Raw genomic sequence first — 17,608 nt, forward strand, 5'->3', positions numbered from 1 at the left:
CGTCGATGCTAACGCTGTGCGTCGGGTCGGTGAACCTTGGGTGTGACCGGCGTCTCGTTAACCTAGCCTGCATCGCCACGCAACTTCGAGGTTGCCCCGACGCAGTGTCGGACTGGCTTCATCACGGATATGACTATTTCGTCCGTGCTGACAGCCCCGGCTCCGACGGACTCGGGGGTGGAACGGTCGCGCTATTCGCTGGTCGTCTCGTCCGACGCCGAGCACAGGGAGGCGGCGCAGCGTCTGCGCTACGGCGTGTTCGCCAACGAGCCGGGCTTCCGCATCCCCGACAACGGCACCGGACTCGACGCCGACCGCTTCGACGAGCACTGCGACCACCTGCTGGTTCGCGACGACGTCACCGAGCAGTTCGTCGGCTGCTACCGGATGCTGCCGCCGGACAAGGTCGCCGCGGCGGGCGGGTACTACACGGCCACCGAATTCGACCTCGCCCAGCTCGATCCCGAGGGTCAGCGGATCGTCGAGATGGGCCGGGCGTGTGTGGTGCCCGACCACCGCAACGGCTCGGTGCTCACCCTCATGTGGGCGGGCATCCTGCACTACATCCAGCTCACCGGATACGAGTGGGTGATGGGCTGCGTGTCGGTGCCGATGCAGGACTCCCCTGCGGATCCGGCGGGCGTCAACGTGCGCGGCGTGCGGGACATGCTGCTCGGACGGCACGCCTCCGACCCGGAGCGACGGGTGCACCCGCACCGTCCGGTGGTCGTCGACGGCAAGACGCTCGACGAGCTCACCCCGCCCTCGCGGCCCAAGCTCCCGCCACTGCTGCGCGGCTACCTGCGCCTCGGCGCGGAGATCTGCGGCGAGCCCGCGCACGATCCCGATTTCGCGGTCGCCGACTTCGTCGCGCTGCTCGGCCTGGACACCATCAACACGCGATACCTGGACCGACTACAGGGCGCTGCCGCGGCCTTCGACGGGGGGCGGTGAGGACCGTGGTCTTCGAGGCGCCGCCCGCACAGGCCGTGCACGCGTGGATGCCGTCGAGCCCCTGCGGGCCCGGCTGCATCGAGCCGATCGGTGAGATCGGCACGGCGCGGGTGGTCGCCCGCGCGCTCGGCGTCGCCGGGCTGCTGCTGACCTATCCGATGTGCCACCTCGCGACACCCGCGGGACGGCGCGAAAACCTACAGCGCGAATACGCGCGGATGCTGCTGCGCTGTCTCGGGATGCGACTGCGCGTGGTGGACAAGCGGATTCCCACCGATCCGGTGCCCGCCGAGCGCGCTATCGCCTCCCGCGTCGGCGCCGAACGCGCCGCGTCCGCGGCCGCCACCGCCGACGTCCGCTACGCCGATCGCGGCACCGGCGTGCTCGTGGTGACCGGGCACATCGGCTGGACCGACGTCGTCGCGCTGGCCGCCGTGCAGCCGCTCGGATTCGTCGCGCGCGCCGATCTGATCGACTGGCCGCTGCTCGGCGGGTTGGCGAAGCTGATGCGCGTCATCCCGATCGAACGCGAGCGGCTGCGCCAGCTGCCCGGCATCGTCGCCCAGCTCGGCGAGCGCCTCGCCGCGGGCGAGCGCGTCGCCGTCTTCCCGGAGGGCACCACCTGGTGCGGCCGCGCCTACGGCACCATGCGGCCCGCCCTCTTCCAGGCCGCGATCGACACCGGCACTTTCGTGCAGCCCGTGCGCCTGCGCTACCTGGACGGGCACGGCGACCGCTGCACCGTCCCCGGCTTCGTCGGCGAGGACTCCTTCGGTGACTCGGCGATGCGCGTCTTGCGTTCCCGCGGCATGATCGCCGAGATCGTCCTCGAGCCGCCGGAGTACCCGGGCCTTGACCGCAAGGATCTGGCCCGCCGTTGCGAGCTGGCCGTGCGCGGCGACGAATTGTCCTGCCACGGAATGAACGACACCCGGTGGATCGAGGCCACCGCGACCCGGGTGGAGGACCCGGCGCCCGCCGAACCGACGGCGCCCGCGGTCACGCACAGCGGCGTGGACCGGCGCGGACTGCGCAGCCGCGCGGTCGCGGTCTTCCGCGGTCGGGGTCGTGCACCGGAGCACGCGCCGCGCACCGAGGCGGCATCCGACAGCGCCCGCGCCTAACGCGGTCGACCGCCGCTACGACCTCGGTGGGACTACCGAAAGGCGGCAAACGGCATGCGGATCGTCGGCGAAACATAGCGGCCCGGCTGCCCTGCTGCCAGAGTCGATCAGCGATTCCGGCAACCCAGCGCACACCTCGGCGGCGCTGCCGGAGCTGGCCACCCGCATCTCGGGCCGACCGTCGGTGTGGAGGGTCGGCGGCACGCTCGCCACCGTCGATCGAGCCAGCCCACGCGCCACACTCGATGACGATGAGCCGCCGACCCGGGGTAAGCCGTGTGTCAGTGTTCGTCCGGCACGGCGGCAAGCGCTGCTCGTGCCGCCTGCTCGAAGGGAGCCGTGTCGGCGCTGGCACGGCACAGCACTTGCGCGCCTTCGAGGAGCGCGATCAGCAACTGGGCCAGCTCGGCCGCCTTGTCCGAGCGCATTCCGGCACCCTCGAGAGCTGCGGTGAGCCGGGCGTTCCAGGAGGCGAAGACCGTTGCGGCGATATGGTGCAGCTCCTTGCCCTCGTCGCTGTTCGCAACCGTGATCGCCGCGATCGCACAACCGCAGCCGCGGGCGGCGTCCTCGACAACGGGCTGCGCGAATCCCAGGAATGCTTCGACCACCGCACGAGGGGTGGCGCCGGACAGGTTCGCGAGCCGGTCGGTCACTTCTTGCCCGTGCAGACGCGCGGCCTCGGCCACGAGTTCGGTTTTTCCCGCCGGAAAGTGGTGATATATCGCTCCGCGCGCGGCACCGCTGTGAGCAAGTACCTCGGTGAAGGACAGTGCCGCCATGCCATGCCTGCGCAGGCCGTCCACGGCGGCATCGATCATGCGGGCACGAGTGGGTTTGGTCATCGATTGGGGCTCCTCCACTTGACTAGTACGACCATCCTAGTAGATGATCCTCTCGCTAGTACGTACATACTAGTGGCCGTATCCGCCGTAGAGACAAGGACACATCTGCCGTGCCTTTCACCGTCATCGCCCCTCGTGGAGTACTCACCGAAACCGGTGAGACACAACTCCTGCCACAACTCGTCGAGGCCCTGATCGAGACCAGCGGGCTGACCGGCAACACCTTCTTCACTCCCGTGGTCGGTGCTCATCTGCACATCCTCGAGCCCGACCACGTCTACACCGGCGGGAAGAATCGCCCTGTCCTGCTGATCGAACTCAAATTGCCCGGCATCGGACTGCCCACCGTGTCCGACCGCGCGAGCTTCATCACCACGGTCACCGCGATCGCGGCCGAGCACACCGTGCCGGGCCACCCTCTCGACGACATCTGGGTCAACATCAGCTATGCCGCCGACGGCGGCTGGGGTATCGCAGGCGTCGCCTATACCAACGACGCCCTCGTCACCGCCATCACCTCCGCTGAAACCGCTTCGGCTTCCTGACCGATCCGCCCTTCGTGCCGTCTGCCGACCCTGGGGGCGGCACGAAGGGTTTCGACACGAAAGAAAGCTTGTGACAACAACTCTCGACGGACGGTCGGTCGCCTTTCTCGTCGCCAACGAAGGGGTGGAACAGGACGAACTCGTTCACCCGTGGAACGCCCTGCGCGCTTTGGGGGCCCATGTGGTCCTGATCGCACCCGAACTCGGATTCGTGCAGGCATTTCATCACCTCGACCGCGCCGATCGATTCACCGTGGATCTGCGCACCCTCGACGCCACCGCCGCCGCCTACGATGCTTTCGTCCTGCCCGGCGGTGTGGCCAATCCCGACATCCTGCGCCGCGACAAGGCAACTCATCGAATCCTGCGCGCCGCTGATCGTGCGGGATTGCCCATCGCCGCGATATGCCACGGCCCGTGGACACTCATCGACGCAGAACTGGTCGCCGGCCGTACGCTGGCCGCCTGGCCGAGCCTGGCTACCGACCTCGTCAACGCGGGCGCACGGTGGACACCCGACCGCGTCCATGTCGACGGCACGCTCATCACCGCCCAAGGACTCGACGACGTCGAGCAATTCACCCGGCGGCTGGTCGAGTCACTCACCCGCACGACCTCGCCGACATCGACGGAGCTCGCCCCTGAACCCTGAACGGCAGAACTCTGTTGGGTCGTGTTGTCCAGCGAAACGGATTCGGCGGCGTTGCGCCCGGCCGTGCCGTAGCCGATCAAAATGATGCGCGCGCTCAGCGGCGCTCTCCTGGTCACGTGGCGATAGGTGTTCCTACGCCGACCAGGCTTTCCGGCACTCGGCGCGCAACAGTAACAGCCGAGTCGGTGCCGAAGCTCGATCTCCAGCGGTCGTCGTGGCGTTGATTGCTTGGATGCGGCTTTCGCAGTAGTTTCCGGCGAGTTGTCCAACCAGGCACGTTTGGGCAGCATGCGACGATCGACCGCCACGCCCAAAGACAGGAACCGCACGTGACCGATGCCCTGGCGAGACGTAAGCGGTGGAATACCGTTGCCTCGAGGCTGACTCCCAATCCTCGCCACCCGGCGCGGCTGGTTGTCATGGGTTTCGGGGCCGCAACTATCGTCGGGACGCTGTTGCTGATGCTGCCGATCGCTGCGGAGTCGCGGGTGGCCACCGGCCCGGTGGACGCCCTGTTCACGGCGGTGTCGGCGGTATGCGTCACCGGCCTTGTGGTCGTCGACACCGAAAGTCATTGGTCGCTGTTCGGGGAGTTGGTCATCCTGGGCCTGATCCAGGTCGGTGGCCTGGGGATCATGACGCTGGCGTCGTTGTTCGGGCTGCTGGTGGCACGCCGGATGGGTTTGCGGATGCAGTTGATCGCGCAGTCGGAAACCAAAACCCTGCGACTGGGCGAGAGTCGCCGAGTGGTGATCGGCGTAATCCGGATGAGTCTGGCGGTCGAGCTCGTCACCGCGATCGCGTTGTCAGCGCGTTTTCTGGTCGGCTACGACCAAGGTGGTTGGCGCAGCGTCTATTTGGGAATTTTTCACGCGGTCTCGGCATACAACAATGCCGGCTTCGCGTTATATGCGGACAGCCTGATGGGTTATGCGAGCGACCCGTGGATCATCGTGCCCATCTCGATGGCATTCGTCATCGGTGGGCTCGGCTTCCCGGTGGTCTTCGAGGTCTCGAAATCGCTGCGCCGAGCGTGGTTTCGGCATTCTCCGGTGCGCAGGTTGTCACTGCACACCAGAATTACGCTGATTACGTACTCCGCGCTGGCAGCGGTGGGAGTGGTGGCGGTGGTCGCGCTCGAATGGACAAATCCGGGAACCCTGGGTCCGATGAATGTTGTGCACAAGCTGCTGGCGGGTGGTTTCCACGGTCTGTCACCGCGCACCGCGGGGTTCAACTCCGTCGATGTCGGTGCGATGAATTCCTCGACCCTGCTGATCAATGACACCTTGATGTTCATCGGAGGCGGAAGCGCGGGAACCGCGGGCGGGATCAAGGTCACGACCTTCGCGCTGTTGGCCTTCGTGATCATGGCCGAGGTGCGCGGTGAACCGACCGTCCATGTGATGGGACGCCGCTTGGCGGCGCCGGTGCAGCGGCAGGCTTTGACAGTCGCGTTGCTCAGTGTCGGTGCCGTGGTGACCGGGACGATCACCTTGCTGACCATCACCGGTATGGACTTGGACGCGGTCCTGTTCGAAGTGGTGTCGGCGTTCGGCACGGTCGGTCTGTCGACGGGGATCACCGCAGACATCCCCGATCTTGGGCTTATCGTTTTGATCGTGCTGATGTTCATCGGACGATTGGGTCCGATCACGCTGGCCACCGCCTTGGCTTTGCGTGATCGAGGCCGTCGTTACGAACTGCCAGAGGAGCGACCCATTGTCGGCTAGGAAATCACGCAGGCTCGGCACCCGAGTGGTGGTCATCGGGCTGGGTCGCTTCGGTAGCGCCTTGGCTCGTGAGCTGGTCACGCACGGTTCAGAGGTGCTGGCGATTGATTCGAATCCGCATCTGGTTCAGCAGTATTCCGACGAGTTCACCCATGTGGCGGTTGCCGACACCACCGATATGGAGGTCCTTCGGCAGCTTGGTGTGCCGGACTTCCCGCATGCAGTTGTCGGGATCGGGAGCAATATGGAGGCGAGCATTCTCACCACCTCGCTGCTCGCCGATTTCGAGATCCCGAGGATTTGGGCAAAGGCGACCAGTCGGCGCCACGGCCAGATTCTTGAACGTGTCGGTGCCCACCACGTCGTCCTTCCCGAACACGATATGGGCGAGCGGGTGGCTCACCTGGTGACTGGGCGAATGATCGATTACATCGAGTTCGACGCCGACTACGCCATGGCCAAGACTGCCGCGCCCACCTCGAGTATCGGCAAGACGCTCACGGCCAGTGGATTGCGCCAGCACTACGACATCACCGTCGTCGCCATCAAACACCGTGGTGCCGAATTCACCTACGCCACCGCCGATACGGTCGTCGCCGAGGGAGATGTGCTGATCGTGTCGGGACGCATCGAAGAGGTCGAGCGGTTCGCCGAGTTGACCTGAGGTCCGGACCAAGACGCCGGTCGGGCGCACGGGCTAGACCTGGGCGGACGACATGTCGATGGAATCGTGCCCGTGCCTTCGTCGTCCGGCCATCACGGCCGACCCGCTGGCGCTTCCGATGCGAGTCGACCGCGGCGACACCGGCCGATCGAGCCGCCACCTGTCAGCCCAAGGGCCATGCATGTGCGCCTTGACGCTGCAGGAGGCTGATCAACGCATCGCGTGGTGCGCGATTTCCGCTCAAATGATCAACCGACGGCACCGCGACATGGTGGGCGTTGGCGCGGCGCAGCTCGGCCGGCATGGCGAAGAACGCTCCGCCGTCTGGCCCGGTCTCATGGAACACGGCAGCGAGATCGAAACCGTGTTCGTGTGCGAACTGCTGGAAGCGTTCATCCGAAAAGCCGGGACGCTCATCTATGAGGTGCAGTCGAAGGTACCCATACAACAACGGATGCAGAGCACTAGACATCAGCAGAGGTCTCCTGGTGCCCCTCGATGGTGCCGCTCAATAGTTCCCGCGTGAGTCGAGCCGAATTTCCGCTTCGGTCTGGTGCGCGCAGGGCGGTACGGCGGCCGTGCGCGATCCGGCACGCAGAAACTCCCCACCGATGCCGGGTCGTGTCTGAGTTGTGTCGTTCCGGTCGTTGCGGTCCAGGACGCCGAAGCGGAGACGACCGCGAGGCGTCAGGCGGCCCATAGGATTGCTGGTGCTGCGTTGAAACGAGGACTGCCGTACTCCGAAACGGACTGCCGCACAGCAGTTTTGGCGTGTCGTCCGCGCGGCTCAGTGATGGTCGCGAGTTGCCCAGTCGGATGACCGTTCGGAGCGCCGGACTCGCCGTATCAGCGCCGATCAAGAGCTACATGTAGAATCATGTATTACATGTATTTCATTCAGAGATAGGGGCGAGTGGTGGCAACGGACGAGACAGCCTCATACGGCCCTGCAGGGCGCGGGTTCTACGGAGCGGTGACAGTCGGCGCGCGAGGCCAGATTGCGATTCCAGCCCAGGCACGTCGTGATCACGGCATTTCACCCGGTGACAAACTGTTGGTACTCGGCGATCCCGAGCAAGGGCTGGCACTGATGAAGCTCGAGGTGCTGCTGCGGAATCTCCAAGGTTCCTCCGAACTGCTCCAGCAGATCCTCGACCATTCGAGAAGCGACTCGACCGGCGATGAGGGCGGCAATGCGTGAGACCGCGCCTGGCACACGGCACTCGGCGCCCTGGCATCTCTGGGTCGTCGGCACCCTGTTCGTCCTGCTGAATCTCGGCGGCGTCTACGACTACGTCATGGCGCTCAGCGAGAACGCCGACTACTTCCGATCCCAGAACTACAACGGCGAACAGATCCAGTACTTCACCGACTATCCAGTCCTACCGGCCATCTTCTGGACCATCGGTGTCTGGGGCGGACTGCTCGCTGCGATCCTGCTGTTCCTGCGGACCCGGTGGGCGCTGCTGGCCGCCCTCGCCGGGCTGCTGGGCCAAGTGATCCTCGACATCCTCACCTTCGGTTTCCGCGACCGATGGCAGGTCCTTGGACCGCGCCTGGCTCTGTTCGATCTCGGGGTTCTCCTGCTGACAGCAGGGTTCGTCATCTACTGCCGGACGCTCGTGTCCAGAGGGATGATGGCGAGGCGCTGACGGAGTCCGCCCTGCTTCCACAACCATCACGCGTCACCGCCGTCACCTTCGCGTCGGCGCTTTCGAGCACGGTCACCCCGAGTGTGGCCAGCCGCTTGGCCACCGAGCGCCGACCCGAGGGTGCAGGTACGGCCAAGCACCGCACCACACACCAGGGTGACCCGGCGGCCCTGCTCCGCCAGCTCGGCAGCGACCTCGATGCCGGTCGGACCGGCACCGACCACCGTCACCGCGGCGTTGGCGGGCGCGGCGTCGAAGCCGACACAGGATGCCGCGAACGGCATCGTCCGGCAGCCCGTCGGCGACGAGCGGCTCGGCCGAAATCGTGGACGAGCCCGACTCGCGCTGCGGCCGCCTTCGTGGCCTTGGGCCGCTTCGGCCCCGAGTCCTTCACCGGCTGATGCTCATCGGTCAACTCAATCCCTCGCACCACAACGCGACATCAAAGCAGACCAACACCAGCCACAAAGCAGATCAGCCACAACAACTTTGAGCACGCACCCTAGGGCCGCGTAGGTTCGTTCGAAATACTGGATGGTCGGCGTTTCGGGGGCATTCGGTTCTGTGGCACTGGTTTTCGAGGTTGTCGGCGCGGATGTGTCGTCAGTGGTTGGTCAGGAACTTCAGGCGGCCGTCGGTTTGGCCCACGGTGAGCTCGATGATGTCGGCGGCGACGACGTCGGCGGCGACGAAGGGGTCTTCGGCGACGCGCTGCTGGAGGTCTTCGGCGGTGGTGTTGTGTGCGAGAACGGCCCCGCCCACACCGGGTTCGATGCTGCCGACCAGGAGAAACACGTCGTCGTCGAAACCGCGTTGGATCCATTGCTGGTGGCCGGCCATGTGCTGCGGGGCTGCGGCCTTGTTGCTGGAGAATTGGAGCTGGACTACGAACACTGTTGTCTCGCTTCTGTTTTCGTTAGCGTTGTTCGATGGTGGCGTCGAGCCATTCGTGCAGTCGCCCGACTTCGCGGCGGATGAACGCTTCGTCGCGGAAGGCGTTGGCCAGGGTGGCCACGCCTTGGCTGGCGGCGAGTACGTGCATGGCCAATTCGTCGGCGTCATCTCGATGCCCGAGGTGGGCGAATTGCGTGCCCAGCCAGTCCCGGAACAGTGTGAACAGGCCGCTGGCGGCGTCGAGGGCGCTGTGGTCGAGTTTGGCCAGCTCGGTGGTGAGGGTGCCGACGGGACAGCCGTGGTCTTGAATGTCGGCTCGGTTGACCAGCAGGATGTCGATGAACTTTCGAATCCGCGCGACGGGGTCCGGCGCCTCGGATTCCCACTGGGTCAGCATCTCCCGGGTGCGCGCGCGGCGGGCGGTAATGACGGCGTCGAGAAGGTCGTCTTTGGCCTTGAAGTGGTAGTAGAAGTTGCCGCGTGAGAGCCGCACGGCCTCGGCGATGGACGCGAACGAGGTGTGCTCGAATCCATGGTGGTAGAACAGTTCGTCCGCGGCGGCGACGATGTGTTCACGAGTTGCCTTGCCGCTCGACGTGTTACCGCGTGCGTCTGGTCGAGCGATTCGTGGATCAGGCACTGAGCGCCTCCTCGTACGGATGGAACGGATAGTCGATGTAGCCGGTGTCGCCGCCGGTGTAGAAGGTGTCCCGATCGGGTAGCGCTAGCGGCAGACCTTCGCGATAGCGGCGCACCAGGTCCGGATTGGCCACGAACGGCGTCCCGAAGGCGACCAGATCGGCGTGTCCGGCACGGATGGCGTGCTGGGCGCGTTCGAGGTCGTAGCCGTTGTTGGCGATGTAGGTTCCGGCGAACGCCGCGCGCAGCGCGTGATAATCGACGGTGCGTGCCGTAGTCGTCATGTCGCCCTCGAGGACGTGGAGGTAGGCCAGCCCCCGTGGATTCAGCTGGTCGGCAATGTATTCGAAGTGTCGCTGCGGGTCGGAGTCCGACATGGAATTAAAGCCGTTCTCCGGTGTCAATCGCACACCCACTCGCCTCGCCGGCCAGACGGTGCACACGGCGTCGAGGATCTCGTTCAGCAGCCGCATCCGGTTGCCTGCACTGCCTCCGTAGGAGTCGGTGCGGTGATTGGTCCCGTCTCGCAGAAACTGATCGATGAGATAGCCATTGCCCGCGTGCACCTCGATGCCGTCGAACCCGGCCCGCTTCGCCTGCTGCGCGGCGTCGCGGAACTGCGCCACAATCGCCGGAATTTCCTCGATATCCAGCGGCCAGGGCGTCACGAAGTCCTGCATCCCGGCGTAGGTCACCGCCTGCCCGTCCGGCCGCACCGGCGACGGGGCGACCGGCAGAGCCCCGCCGGGTTGCAGGCTTGGATGTGAGACGCGCCCACAGTGCTGCAACTGCGCGAACATGCGCCCCTGTCCGGCGTGAACCAGATCGGTCACCCGCCGCCAGCTCGCCGCCTGCGCATCGGTGTACACCCCAGGCGTGAACGGATAGCCCACACCTTGCGCTGACACCGGGACCGATTCCGACACAATCAATCCCGCGCTCGCCCGCTGCCCGTAGTGGACCACCATCGCAGATGGCACCACGCCGTCGGCATCGGCGCGGTTGCGCGTCATCGGTGCCATCACCATCCGATTCGCCAATGTCAGCTCACCCAAACGAAACGGGCCGAACAAATCAGCAGACACGCCATCCTCCGGAACTCAGCTCACACACACCATATAGGTCATGCGTCCTAGACGGTAGGCTAGGACACCCGACCTAGAGGGTCAAGGTGTGCAGCTCCACGGATGGCGACATGGCCCTTGGAACGTCCCCGGCGGAGCAGGGCCTACATCGGCGCGAAGATCGCCAAGCTCGACGCCGCCGAGATCGAGGCCAGCCGCCACGGCGAACCCGCCGACGCGAAAGCGGCTGCGGTGCCGACATTCGCGACCGCGATGGTACGCACGCGCGGTGGCGTCGAGGAGGCCGGCATCAAGACCGCCCAGGCAGTCGGCCTGACGGACGGTGAGAGCACCGAGGTCATTGCCAACGTCGCGCTCGATGTGTTCACCAACTACCTGAACAAGGCCGTCGACACCGACACCGACTGGCCGGTCGTACGCCACCATGAGCACTGACCTTGCGCGAAAGGCGATGAACCATCGCTGGTTTCGCGAAACTGACGGAATCCGCGCCACCATCGCCTACCACCGCCACTGGCTGACCGGACTGTTCCCCTCGATCCTGGGCGAGCGCTGCGATCGCGACCTCACCGCGGCACTGGTGCAACTCATCGACGGCGCCGTCAGCGCCGCCCACCTCGACCGCGACCGCGTCGCCGCCCGCCGCGCCCGCGCGACCGCCGACCTGCTCCTGGAAACCATCGAACTCGAAGCACCGCAAAGGAACTCGCGCAGATCCACACAGAATTGACCTGTCCGCTACCGAACATGAAGCCCTCGTTCACGCCGTCACGCCGTTGCGATTCGAGGCGCGCCGCACCGCCACCGATCGCGCTGACCGCAACCGGTCGCATGGGAGTGGAAGTACGGTCGCCGTCACGCAGCGGGCGGTAGGCATAGGCGGAAGGGATGCCCAGCCGGATCGAAGAGAACCCGGCACTGGCTGGGCGCAGGCTGATGATCGGCAAGTCGGCCACCAGTCCGATGGCCTGCAGTTGCGCCTCATCGAGGTCGGTAGCCACGAGGTCGAGATGAATTTGCTTGGGAATTCCCTCATCCGGCCAGGACAGTGCCCGGTGGTTTGGCACGCGAATCGCCGTGAGAATCAGATGCGAAAGCTTGACACTCACGAATTGCTCTGTGCGCGTTGCGATCACACCACCCAGCAACTCTGCCCAGAAGGACGCCGGGGTGGTCGGATCGTCGCAGCGCTGCTGTCAAGCGGCGAACATGGCTGCGACGGCCGACTCGTCGCCATCGATCTCGACCAGCCCGTAGCGGCGTGCATCGCTGAGGGTCAAAGCCCCGGCGGCGAGCCCGAGCACATAGGCGGGTTCGGCGCGGACGGTGGCGTCGAGATCGCGGCCGTCGGGCGCGCCGACCTCGAACCCGGCGCTGGTCGCCCGGAGCTGGAAGCGTGGGCCGCCGATCTCGAGGCCGATCGTCGCCGAGGGGCGAGCCTCGACCCGGGTGGCGAGCAGTGCGGGAACCGCGAGGGCGAGCCACTCCGGGCGGAAGGCGTCGCCGCCGGGGCCGGAGACCATCAACGGGGTGGACCAGCGGATCAGGCTCTCGATCGGCTCGCGCAATTCGGCACCCCACGGTGTGAGGGCGTATTCGACCACGCTGCCCTGCCCTGTCAGCCGCCGCTCGACCACGCCTGAAGTTTCCAAGTCACGGAGGCGATCGGCGAGCAGGTTGGTCGCGATACCGGGCAGACCCTCGAGTAGCTCCCGGTAGCGCGCTGGTGTGATGAGCAGCTGGCGGATGATGAGCAGATTCCACCGGTCGCCCACCACTTCGAGGGACCGGGCGAGCCCGCAGTACTGGCCGTAGCTCCGCATCATTTCCTTCGATCGCTTGAGAAATACAAGTGCGCTTGAGAAGATCAATCATATCTTGATGCCGAGCCGAAGAGGGGGCCGCCATGGCCGAGATCACCGAGAGTGTGCGACCCGGCTGGGTCGACGACAATCAGTTCCCGTTCCAGTGTCGCTTCGTCGAAATCGACGGGCACACAGTGCATTACGTCGATGAGGGTTCAGGTCCCACGCTTTTGTTCCTGCACGGCAACCCGACTTGGTCGTTTCTCTGGCGCGACGTGATCCGGGCGCTGCGTGACGACTTCCGCTGTATCGCACTGGACTATCCGGGTTTCGGGCTCTCGACTCCGAAACCCGGCTACCGCTACCTGCCCGAGGAACACGCCGACGTGGTCACCGGGTTCGTCGACGCGCTCGGCCTGCAAAGAGCCACCCTGGTGGGCCAGGATTGGGGTGGCCTGATCGGCCTGGCGGCCGCGCAGCGGCGACCGGGTGTGTTCGAGCGGCTGGTGCTCGCCAATACGTGGGCCTGGCCGGTCAACGGCGTCCTGCACTTCGAAGCCTTCGGCCACATCGTCGGCAACCCGGCAAGTCGCTTCCTGGTCCGACGGTTCAACCTGCTCGTCAACGCGTTCATCCCCACCGGCCATCGCAGGCGCAAGCCCACCGAGGCCGAGATGGACCACTACCGCCGGGCGTTGGACACCCCCGAACGGCGTCAAGCCTCGGCGGTGTTGCCCGGACGGGTCCTCGCCAGCCGCGACTTCTTCGCCGAGGTCGAGGCCGGCCTGCCCGAAATAGCCCAGCTCCCAACACTGATCGTGTGGGGCGATGCCGACATCGCCTTCCGTCCACAAGAACGCAAGCGACTGGAAGCAACCTTCGCCAATCACAAGACGGTCATCGTCGAAGGTGCCGGCACCTACGTGGAATCCGATGCACCCGAGGAGTTCGTCGCCGCGATCCGCGACTGGACGGCGACACCCGATGGAGTCACCACCTAACGCGCGCAATTGCCGCTGATCGAGCGGTCCGGACTGAGTACACCCTCCGGAAAGATGCTCTGAGCTGGGGTGCTGGCTGTCAGCAACCCCGCAGGGTTAGAACCTGCGACACGCGACCTGCGGTTTCTTGGTCGCGCAGGTCTACCTGCGAATCTGAACCATCACCTGACCTGGGCGAATGATGGTCCGGGAGCGCCTTCGGCAGGGCACACCGAACATGGGAACGGGGACGGCCTGCGGCTATCGAGTGGGCAGTGGTGATCCAAGCCGATTACGCGTTGAGCGGACATCCAGGCCAGGTGATCACGAATTCTGTTCTCGGCCACTGAGACCGACCCGCACAGCACCGCTGGGCATGCCACTGCGATCAGCCGGTTCGCGGTGTCGAACTCGGCGCGGTCGGGCGCAGGGCTGTTGTGCCGCGTGGTCGTCTCGAGGACCCAGGTCCGGTTCAACTTGGACCGGACCCGGTTTGCTCGTTTCAGGGGCCTCGACCTCGCCGTCCCTGCGCAGGTCGACGACGACGCGGGCATCAGCGCAGCCTTCGCCGAGAGGGCGTCGTTCCACCGGTAGGACTCACCCGAGGCCGTGGTCGCATCGGGTTCCGCGGTCACTCCGCGTTGAAACATCGGCGAGAGCGGCCTGTTGGAAAGCAGGGTCGCCGCGCCGGAACCGGTCGTGGCGAGCAATCGGTCGAAGACCTCGCGGGTGTCGGCTGGTTGCAGAGGGTAGGCCTCGGGGTCGGTGGAGACCTTCACCTGCACCCGGTCGACCTCGGCACCGTCGACGGAGATTGAGAAGTCGACGATGTCGTCACCCTTGCCTGTCGCGGTGGTGCGAGCGACAGGCTCGATCGACAACGCGACGCGGGCGGTGATCAGCGCCGAGGTTGTTTGGGGGTCGTGATCATGTGGCTTCTCCTATGGGGTGGTCCCGGCATCGTCATAGCGAGGTGCGCGACCGGTTCGGATTGCTCATGGCGATCAGGAAGCTGGGTCACGCGAAGGGCTCGATGCCGAAACGGCCCCAGGCGACGAAGACGGCCATGGCCAGGTAGAGCACCTCGGCAACGGCTGTCGCCCACAACCCGCGCCGGATCCGCACGACGATCGCCCCGGCGAAAAGCAGGGCAGTGCCGGTCGCGGCCACCGGCACCAGGATCGGCGCGATGCCGAGCACGGCGGGCAGGATCAGCCCCGCCGCACCCAGGAGATCTACGACCCCAAGCGCTTTCAGGGCTGTCGGGCTGAAATCCTCGGCCCATGAAGCGTATTCACCTGCGGCCAGAATCTTCTCTTTCGGGATCACCAGCTTGGCGCTGCTGGCCAGGAGCACGGCCGCCAGCACTCCGGCGATGATCCACAGAGCGACGTTCATGATTGACTACCTCCACATACTCGTGTCGGAACGGCTTCCTGCTTCTCTGACGGGTGACGGCGAGGAAACCAGACACATGAACGGAAACGAACTGCTCGCGAAGCACTTCGAAGAACATCGGAGCCATTTGCGGGCGGTGGCCTACCGGATGCTGGGGTCGCTCAGCGAGGCCGACGACGCCGTCCAGGTGACCTGGCTCAAGGCCGCCGGGGCCGACACCGGCGGCGTCGCGAACATGGCGGGTTGGCTGACGACCGTGGTGAGCCGGGTCTGCCTGGACATGCTCAGGTCCCGTGAGTCGCGTCGCGAGGACTTCCTCGACGAACACGGCGCAGCCCCCGGCGCGCGGCTTCGAACCGATCCCGAGGAGGAGGCCCTGCTGGCGGACTCCGTCGGCCTGGCGCTGCTCGTGGTGCTGGACAAGCTCGCGCCGACCGAACGTATCGCCTTCGTCCTGCACGACCTGTTCGCCGTGCCGTTCGCCGACATCGCCCCGATCCTCGACCGCAGCCCCGAGACGACGCAGCGGATCGCCAGCCGGGCGCGGCGTCGGGTGCGAGGTCGGTCCGGATCGGGCAGCGACGACCGGACGCGGCGATACCGCGCTGTAGAGGCGTTTCTGCGGGCCGCGCAGAACGGCGAATTCGAGGCGCTGCTGGCGATGCTCGACCCGGATGTGACCTACCGCCCGGACGAGGTCGCACGCCTGCTGGGAGCAGGGACCGACCTCGACGGAGGCCGAGTCCTCGCCGAAGCGTTCTGCGGAAGGGCGCAGCCGGCCCGCGCGATCATGCTCGACGGCGAGCCGGGCATGGTGCTTGCGCCACGCGGCACGCTGATGCTGGTCATGACCTTCCGATTCACCGGAGAGCGCATCGCCGAGATCGATGCGGTCGCCGACGACGACCGGTTGTCGAAAATGGAACTCACGGTGCCCTGGTCCGAGCTCGAACCTGCCCCGTGAGTGGTCACTGTCCGCAGCCGAAGTCGGCACGGTGGACAGGCCGCCCCCATCAGCGGTTGGACGAGACCACTCGATTCGGGTGAGCGTACGTTCGTGGGACAGGCCCAAGCCGCCGGATGAGCTTATCGACGGCGTCAGATTTCACCGATGCCAGCAGATCTCGGCCGCGCCATTCGACGTCGGAGTTCACCGATAACCGCCGTCAGGCTTCACCAGCGTAGCCATCGTGATCGATTACGGGTATCGGTGAGCTACGCCGGTTCGTGGACGGTGCTGGCGGCGGGGACGTGGTCGACGAGGGATTTCAGATCACGAAGCCGCGCATCGAACCCTTATGTGGCACACATCACGCCGTTGTCGTGTCACAAGAGCCGAGTAAGTGGCGTCTCGTGTCAGCCCAGGGAATTCGACGCTGGTTCGAGAAGGGACGCGATTGATGACGACGGAGCAGGGAATCGTTTCGCTCGCAGGGAAGGTGGCGGTCGTGACCGGGGCCGGGTCCGGCATCGGTGCGGCGACCGCAACCGCGCTCGCGGCGCTGGGAGCGCGGGTGTGCTGCGCCGGACACAACGTCGAGAATGTCGAGCGGACGGCCGCGGAGATCAGGGCCGCTGGTGGAGAAGCGTTCGGCCTGCGGGTCGATGTCGCATCCCCTGAGGACAACGATGAAATGGTCAGCGAGACCGTTGCCCGTTACGGCGCTGTGCACATCGCGCATCTCAATGCTGGAACCGGACATTGGGCCGGTGTTCTGGAATACCCACTAGAGGAGTGGGACAGGACAATGGCGGTGAACCTGCGCGGTGTCCTGCTCGGTCTGCAGGCCGCGGGCCGGGCGATGCGCGACGTCGGTGGCGGCTCAGTGGTGGTCACCGCGTCGGCGGCCGGGCTCACCGGCGGCCGGATGTCATCGGCGTACTCCGCGTCCAAGCACGGTGTGCTCGGTTTGGTCAAATCCGCTGCCCTGGAGCTGGGTCCGATCGGCATCCGAGTCAACGCCATCTGCCCGGGGTTTATCGCCAGTAACGACCTCATGCAGCAGATGGGGCAGGAACTCGACCTTGCCAGCCGATTTCCATTGCGCCGACCAGGGCGTCGTGAGGAGGTCGCCGACCTGGTCACGTTTCTGGCAAGTGATCGCGCGTCGTTCATCACCGGAAGTGTGTTCACCATCGATGGCGGCTGGCTGGCCGGCGGCATCGACCTCCGAGACGATTCCGTGGATCAAGCGACCAGCGACGCCCGGGTCACCGCCCTTGCCAACACGCACTCCCCGAACGGTGACGTCCGGAGCCCGGTGTAGATCGGTGGGTGCAGGTCCCGGTTTCGCTGGGTGATGCTATGCGGAGCGAGTTCCTAGGTCGAGCACGGCCGCCCAGGTGTGCAGGTCGTAATAGAAGCTGCGGAGACCGATGAGGATCACGTCCTGGCCGGTTCTGGGTTTGCCGTCCTCGCGGGTTTGATCGCCTCCCGCCACCGGGTGGAGGTGTCGGTGCTGATGCGCAAGTCGGCCTGGCCGGGGTTGATCTATTCGATCGGGCCCAGAAGTGGTGCGCGATCATGAGAATCAGATTCTTCAGGCTCGAATAGTCGGTGTCGGCGGTGCGCCGGCGGAAGTACTCCATCAGCTGGTCACGGACAGAGAGACGAGGCGCCGAGCGGGTCGCGGGAATA

22 protein-coding genes and 1 pseudogene are annotated in these 17,608 nt (G+C 65.8%); 13 read left to right on the forward strand and 10 right to left on the reverse strand.

The window, feature by feature from the left end; all coding sequences use genetic code 11:
• The first annotated feature begins 129 nt into the window (after nucleotides 1-129).
• Both NAM01S_RS07885 and NAM01S_RS07890 read left to right on the forward strand, forming a co-directional pair.
• On the forward strand, nucleotides 130-954 hold the full coding sequence (locus NAM01S_RS07885; protein ID WP_067781623.1) for a GNAT family N-acetyltransferase: 825 nt from the start codon (nucleotides 130-132) through the stop codon (nucleotides 952-954).
• Nucleotides 951-2,078 (forward strand): lysophospholipid acyltransferase family protein, encoded by a 1,128-nt coding sequence (locus NAM01S_RS07890; protein WP_253798558.1) that lies wholly within the window; start codon nucleotides 951-953, stop codon nucleotides 2,076-2,078. Before NAM01S_RS07885 ends, NAM01S_RS07890 begins: the two co-directional genes overlap by 4 nt.
• A gap of 281 nt (nucleotides 2,079-2,359) precedes the next feature.
• Here the strand turns inward: NAM01S_RS07890 and NAM01S_RS07895 are convergent, their stop codons facing one another.
• Complete coding sequence (locus tag NAM01S_RS07895) at nucleotides 2,360-2,899, reverse strand: TetR/AcrR family transcriptional regulator (protein ID WP_253798556.1); 540 nt, start codon at nucleotides 2,897-2,899, stop codon at nucleotides 2,360-2,362.
• Between the two features lie 134 nt (nucleotides 2,900-3,033).
• On the opposite strand from NAM01S_RS07895, the gene NAM01S_RS07900 reads away from it, so the two are divergent.
• The 4 genes from NAM01S_RS07900 to NAM01S_RS07915 all read left to right on the forward strand — a co-directional run bounded on the left by NAM01S_RS07900 (nucleotide 3,034) and on the right by NAM01S_RS07915 (nucleotide 6,517).
• A complete protein-coding gene (locus tag NAM01S_RS07900) occupies nucleotides 3,034-3,468 on the forward strand; it encodes a tautomerase family protein (protein WP_067781629.1) in 435 nt (144 codons plus the stop codon).
• A gap of 70 nt (nucleotides 3,469-3,538) precedes the next feature.
• Nucleotides 3,539-4,120, forward strand: coding sequence for a type 1 glutamine amidotransferase domain-containing protein (locus tag NAM01S_RS07905; RefSeq protein ID WP_067781632.1), 582 nt, complete (start codon nucleotides 3,539-3,541; stop codon nucleotides 4,118-4,120).
• 329 nt (nucleotides 4,121-4,449) lie between these two features.
• Nucleotides 4,450-5,853 carry a TrkH family potassium uptake protein gene (locus tag NAM01S_RS07910; protein WP_255284295.1) on the forward strand — a complete coding sequence of 468 codons (1,404 nt, stop codon included), beginning with the start codon at nucleotides 4,450-4,452 and terminating at the stop codon, nucleotides 5,851-5,853.
• Nucleotides 5,854-5,878: 25 nt separating this feature from the next.
• Nucleotides 5,879-6,517, forward strand: a complete 639-nt coding sequence (locus NAM01S_RS07915) for a potassium channel family protein (RefSeq protein ID WP_067781635.1) — start codon at nucleotides 5,879-5,881, stop codon at nucleotides 6,515-6,517.
• A gap of 163 nt (nucleotides 6,518-6,680) precedes the next feature.
• Here NAM01S_RS07915 and NAM01S_RS34815 read toward each other — a convergent pair whose 3' ends face one another.
• Complete coding sequence (locus NAM01S_RS34815; RefSeq protein ID WP_157107636.1) at nucleotides 6,681-6,989, reverse strand: hypothetical protein; 309 nt, start codon at nucleotides 6,987-6,989, stop codon at nucleotides 6,681-6,683.
• 444 nt (nucleotides 6,990-7,433) lie between these two features.
• Between NAM01S_RS34815 and NAM01S_RS33800 the strand changes: the two genes are divergently transcribed.
• Entirely contained in the window at nucleotides 7,434-7,718 is a 285-nt protein-coding gene (locus NAM01S_RS33800; RefSeq protein ID WP_157107637.1) for an AbrB/MazE/SpoVT family DNA-binding domain-containing protein, read from the forward strand.
• Nucleotides 7,711-8,169: a hypothetical protein gene (locus tag NAM01S_RS07925; RefSeq protein WP_084482635.1), complete on the forward strand. Its 459-nt coding sequence runs from the start codon at nucleotides 7,711-7,713 to the stop codon at nucleotides 8,167-8,169. The genes NAM01S_RS33800 and NAM01S_RS07925 overlap by 8 nt, the downstream gene beginning before the upstream one ends.
• Before the next feature lie 26 nt (nucleotides 8,170-8,195).
• On the opposite strand, the gene NAM01S_RS36425 is transcribed toward NAM01S_RS07925, so the two are convergent.
• The 4 genes from NAM01S_RS36425 to NAM01S_RS07945 all read right to left on the reverse strand — a co-directional run bounded on the left by NAM01S_RS36425 (nucleotide 8,196) and on the right by NAM01S_RS07945 (nucleotide 10,787).
• Nucleotides 8,196-8,453: an FAD-dependent oxidoreductase gene (locus NAM01S_RS36425; protein ID WP_067781644.1), complete on the reverse strand. Its 258-nt coding sequence runs from the start codon at nucleotides 8,451-8,453 to the stop codon at nucleotides 8,196-8,198.
• Between the two features lie 319 nt (nucleotides 8,454-8,772).
• Nucleotides 8,773-9,063: a YciI family protein gene (locus tag NAM01S_RS07935; protein WP_067781648.1), complete on the reverse strand. Its 291-nt coding sequence runs from the start codon at nucleotides 9,061-9,063 to the stop codon at nucleotides 8,773-8,775.
• 22 nt (nucleotides 9,064-9,085) lie between these two features.
• Nucleotides 9,086-9,703 carry a TetR/AcrR family transcriptional regulator gene (locus tag NAM01S_RS07940; RefSeq protein ID WP_218018353.1) on the reverse strand — a complete coding sequence of 206 codons (618 nt, stop codon included), beginning with the start codon at nucleotides 9,701-9,703 and terminating at the stop codon, nucleotides 9,086-9,088.
• Entirely contained in the window at nucleotides 9,696-10,787 is a 1,092-nt protein-coding gene (locus NAM01S_RS07945) for an alkene reductase (RefSeq protein ID WP_067781651.1), read from the reverse strand. The genes NAM01S_RS07940 and NAM01S_RS07945 overlap by 8 nt, the downstream gene beginning before the upstream one ends.
• A 117-nt stretch (nucleotides 10,788-10,904) precedes the next feature.
• On the opposite strand from NAM01S_RS07945, the gene NAM01S_RS07950 reads away from it, so the two are divergent.
• Both NAM01S_RS07950 and NAM01S_RS07955 read left to right on the forward strand, forming a co-directional pair.
• The gene (locus tag NAM01S_RS07950) at nucleotides 10,905-11,222 is read left to right on the forward strand and encodes a carboxymuconolactone decarboxylase family protein (protein WP_218018354.1); all 318 of its coding nucleotides are present in this window, start codon (nucleotides 10,905-10,907) and stop codon (nucleotides 11,220-11,222) included.
• Entirely contained in the window at nucleotides 11,212-11,517 is a 306-nt protein-coding gene (locus NAM01S_RS07955) for a hypothetical protein (RefSeq protein ID WP_157107638.1), read from the forward strand. Before NAM01S_RS07950 ends, NAM01S_RS07955 begins: the two co-directional genes overlap by 11 nt.
• 286 nt (nucleotides 11,518-11,803) lie before the next feature.
• Here the strand turns inward: NAM01S_RS07955 and NAM01S_RS37190 are convergent.
• Nucleotides 11,804-11,923 (reverse strand): annotated as a pseudogene (locus NAM01S_RS37190) (VOC family protein); the annotation flags it as partial.
• 60 nt (nucleotides 11,924-11,983) lie between these two features.
• Nucleotides 11,984-12,610 (reverse strand): winged helix-turn-helix transcriptional regulator, encoded by a 627-nt coding sequence (locus NAM01S_RS07960; protein WP_067781786.1) that lies wholly within the window; start codon nucleotides 12,608-12,610, stop codon nucleotides 11,984-11,986.
• Between the two features lie 83 nt (nucleotides 12,611-12,693).
• On the opposite strand from NAM01S_RS07960, the gene NAM01S_RS07965 reads away from it, so the two are divergent.
• Complete coding sequence (locus NAM01S_RS07965; RefSeq protein ID WP_067781660.1) at nucleotides 12,694-13,593, forward strand: alpha/beta fold hydrolase; 900 nt, start codon at nucleotides 12,694-12,696, stop codon at nucleotides 13,591-13,593.
• Nucleotides 13,594-14,589: 996 nt separating this feature from the next.
• Here the strand turns inward: NAM01S_RS07965 and NAM01S_RS07975 are convergent.
• Nucleotides 14,590-14,940: a DoxX family protein gene (locus NAM01S_RS07975; protein ID WP_253798553.1), complete on the reverse strand. Its 351-nt coding sequence runs from the start codon at nucleotides 14,938-14,940 to the stop codon at nucleotides 14,590-14,592.
• Between the two features lie 106 nt (nucleotides 14,941-15,046).
• Here NAM01S_RS07975 and NAM01S_RS07980 point away from each other — a divergent pair, with 106 nt between their 5' ends.
• Complete coding sequence (locus NAM01S_RS07980; RefSeq protein ID WP_067781669.1) at nucleotides 15,047-15,934, forward strand: sigma-70 family RNA polymerase sigma factor; 888 nt, start codon at nucleotides 15,047-15,049, stop codon at nucleotides 15,932-15,934.
• A gap of 436 nt (nucleotides 15,935-16,370) precedes the next feature.
• The gene (locus NAM01S_RS07985; RefSeq protein WP_067781672.1) at nucleotides 16,371-17,237 is read left to right on the forward strand and encodes an SDR family NAD(P)-dependent oxidoreductase; all 867 of its coding nucleotides are present in this window, start codon (nucleotides 16,371-16,373) and stop codon (nucleotides 17,235-17,237) included.
• A 36-nt stretch (nucleotides 17,238-17,273) separates the two neighbouring features.
• Here the strand turns inward: NAM01S_RS07985 and NAM01S_RS34820 are convergent, their stop codons facing one another.
• Nucleotides 17,274-17,411 (reverse strand): hypothetical protein, encoded by a 138-nt coding sequence (locus NAM01S_RS34820; protein ID WP_157107639.1) that lies wholly within the window; start codon nucleotides 17,409-17,411, stop codon nucleotides 17,274-17,276.
• Between the last annotated feature and the right edge of the window lie 197 nt (nucleotides 17,412-17,608).

This window comes from Nocardia amikacinitolerans NBRC 108937 (genome assembly GCF_001612615.1).
In the GTDB taxonomy this organism is placed as follows: domain Bacteria; phylum Actinomycetota; class Actinomycetes; order Mycobacteriales; family Mycobacteriaceae; genus Nocardia; species Nocardia amikacinitolerans.

What these genes read in the sequence shown, in the direction of transcription:
- NAM01S_RS07885 (WP_067781623.1), top strand. Translation starts at nt 130, where the DNA reads ATGACTATTTCGTCCGTGCTGACAGCCCCGGCTCCGACGGACTCGGGG.
- NAM01S_RS07895 (WP_253798556.1), bottom strand. Translation starts at nt 2,899, where the DNA reads ATGATCGATGCCGCCGTGGACGGCCTGCGCAGGCATGGCATGGCGGCA.
- NAM01S_RS34815 (WP_157107636.1), bottom strand. Translation starts at nt 6,989, where the DNA reads ATGTCTAGTGCTCTGCATCCGTTGTTGTATGGGTACCTTCGACTGCAC.
- NAM01S_RS07925 (WP_084482635.1), top strand. Translation starts at nt 7,711, where the DNA reads ATGCGTGAGACCGCGCCTGGCACACGGCACTCGGCGCCCTGGCATCTC.
- NAM01S_RS36425 (WP_067781644.1), bottom strand. Translation starts at nt 8,453, where the DNA reads ATGCCGTTCGCGGCATCCTGTGTCGGCTTCGACGCCGCGCCCGCCAAC.
- NAM01S_RS07955 (WP_157107638.1), top strand. Translation starts at nt 11,212, where the DNA reads ATGAGCACTGACCTTGCGCGAAAGGCGATGAACCATCGCTGGTTTCGC.
- NAM01S_RS07960 (WP_067781786.1), bottom strand. Translation starts at nt 12,610, where the DNA reads ATGCGGAGCTACGGCCAGTACTGCGGGCTCGCCCGGTCCCTCGAAGTG.
- NAM01S_RS07965 (WP_067781660.1), top strand. Translation starts at nt 12,694, where the DNA reads ATGGCCGAGATCACCGAGAGTGTGCGACCCGGCTGGGTCGACGACAAT.
- NAM01S_RS07980 (WP_067781669.1), top strand. Translation starts at nt 15,047, where the DNA reads ATGAACGGAAACGAACTGCTCGCGAAGCACTTCGAAGAACATCGGAGC.
- NAM01S_RS07985 (WP_067781672.1), top strand. Translation starts at nt 16,371, where the DNA reads ATGACGACGGAGCAGGGAATCGTTTCGCTCGCAGGGAAGGTGGCGGTC.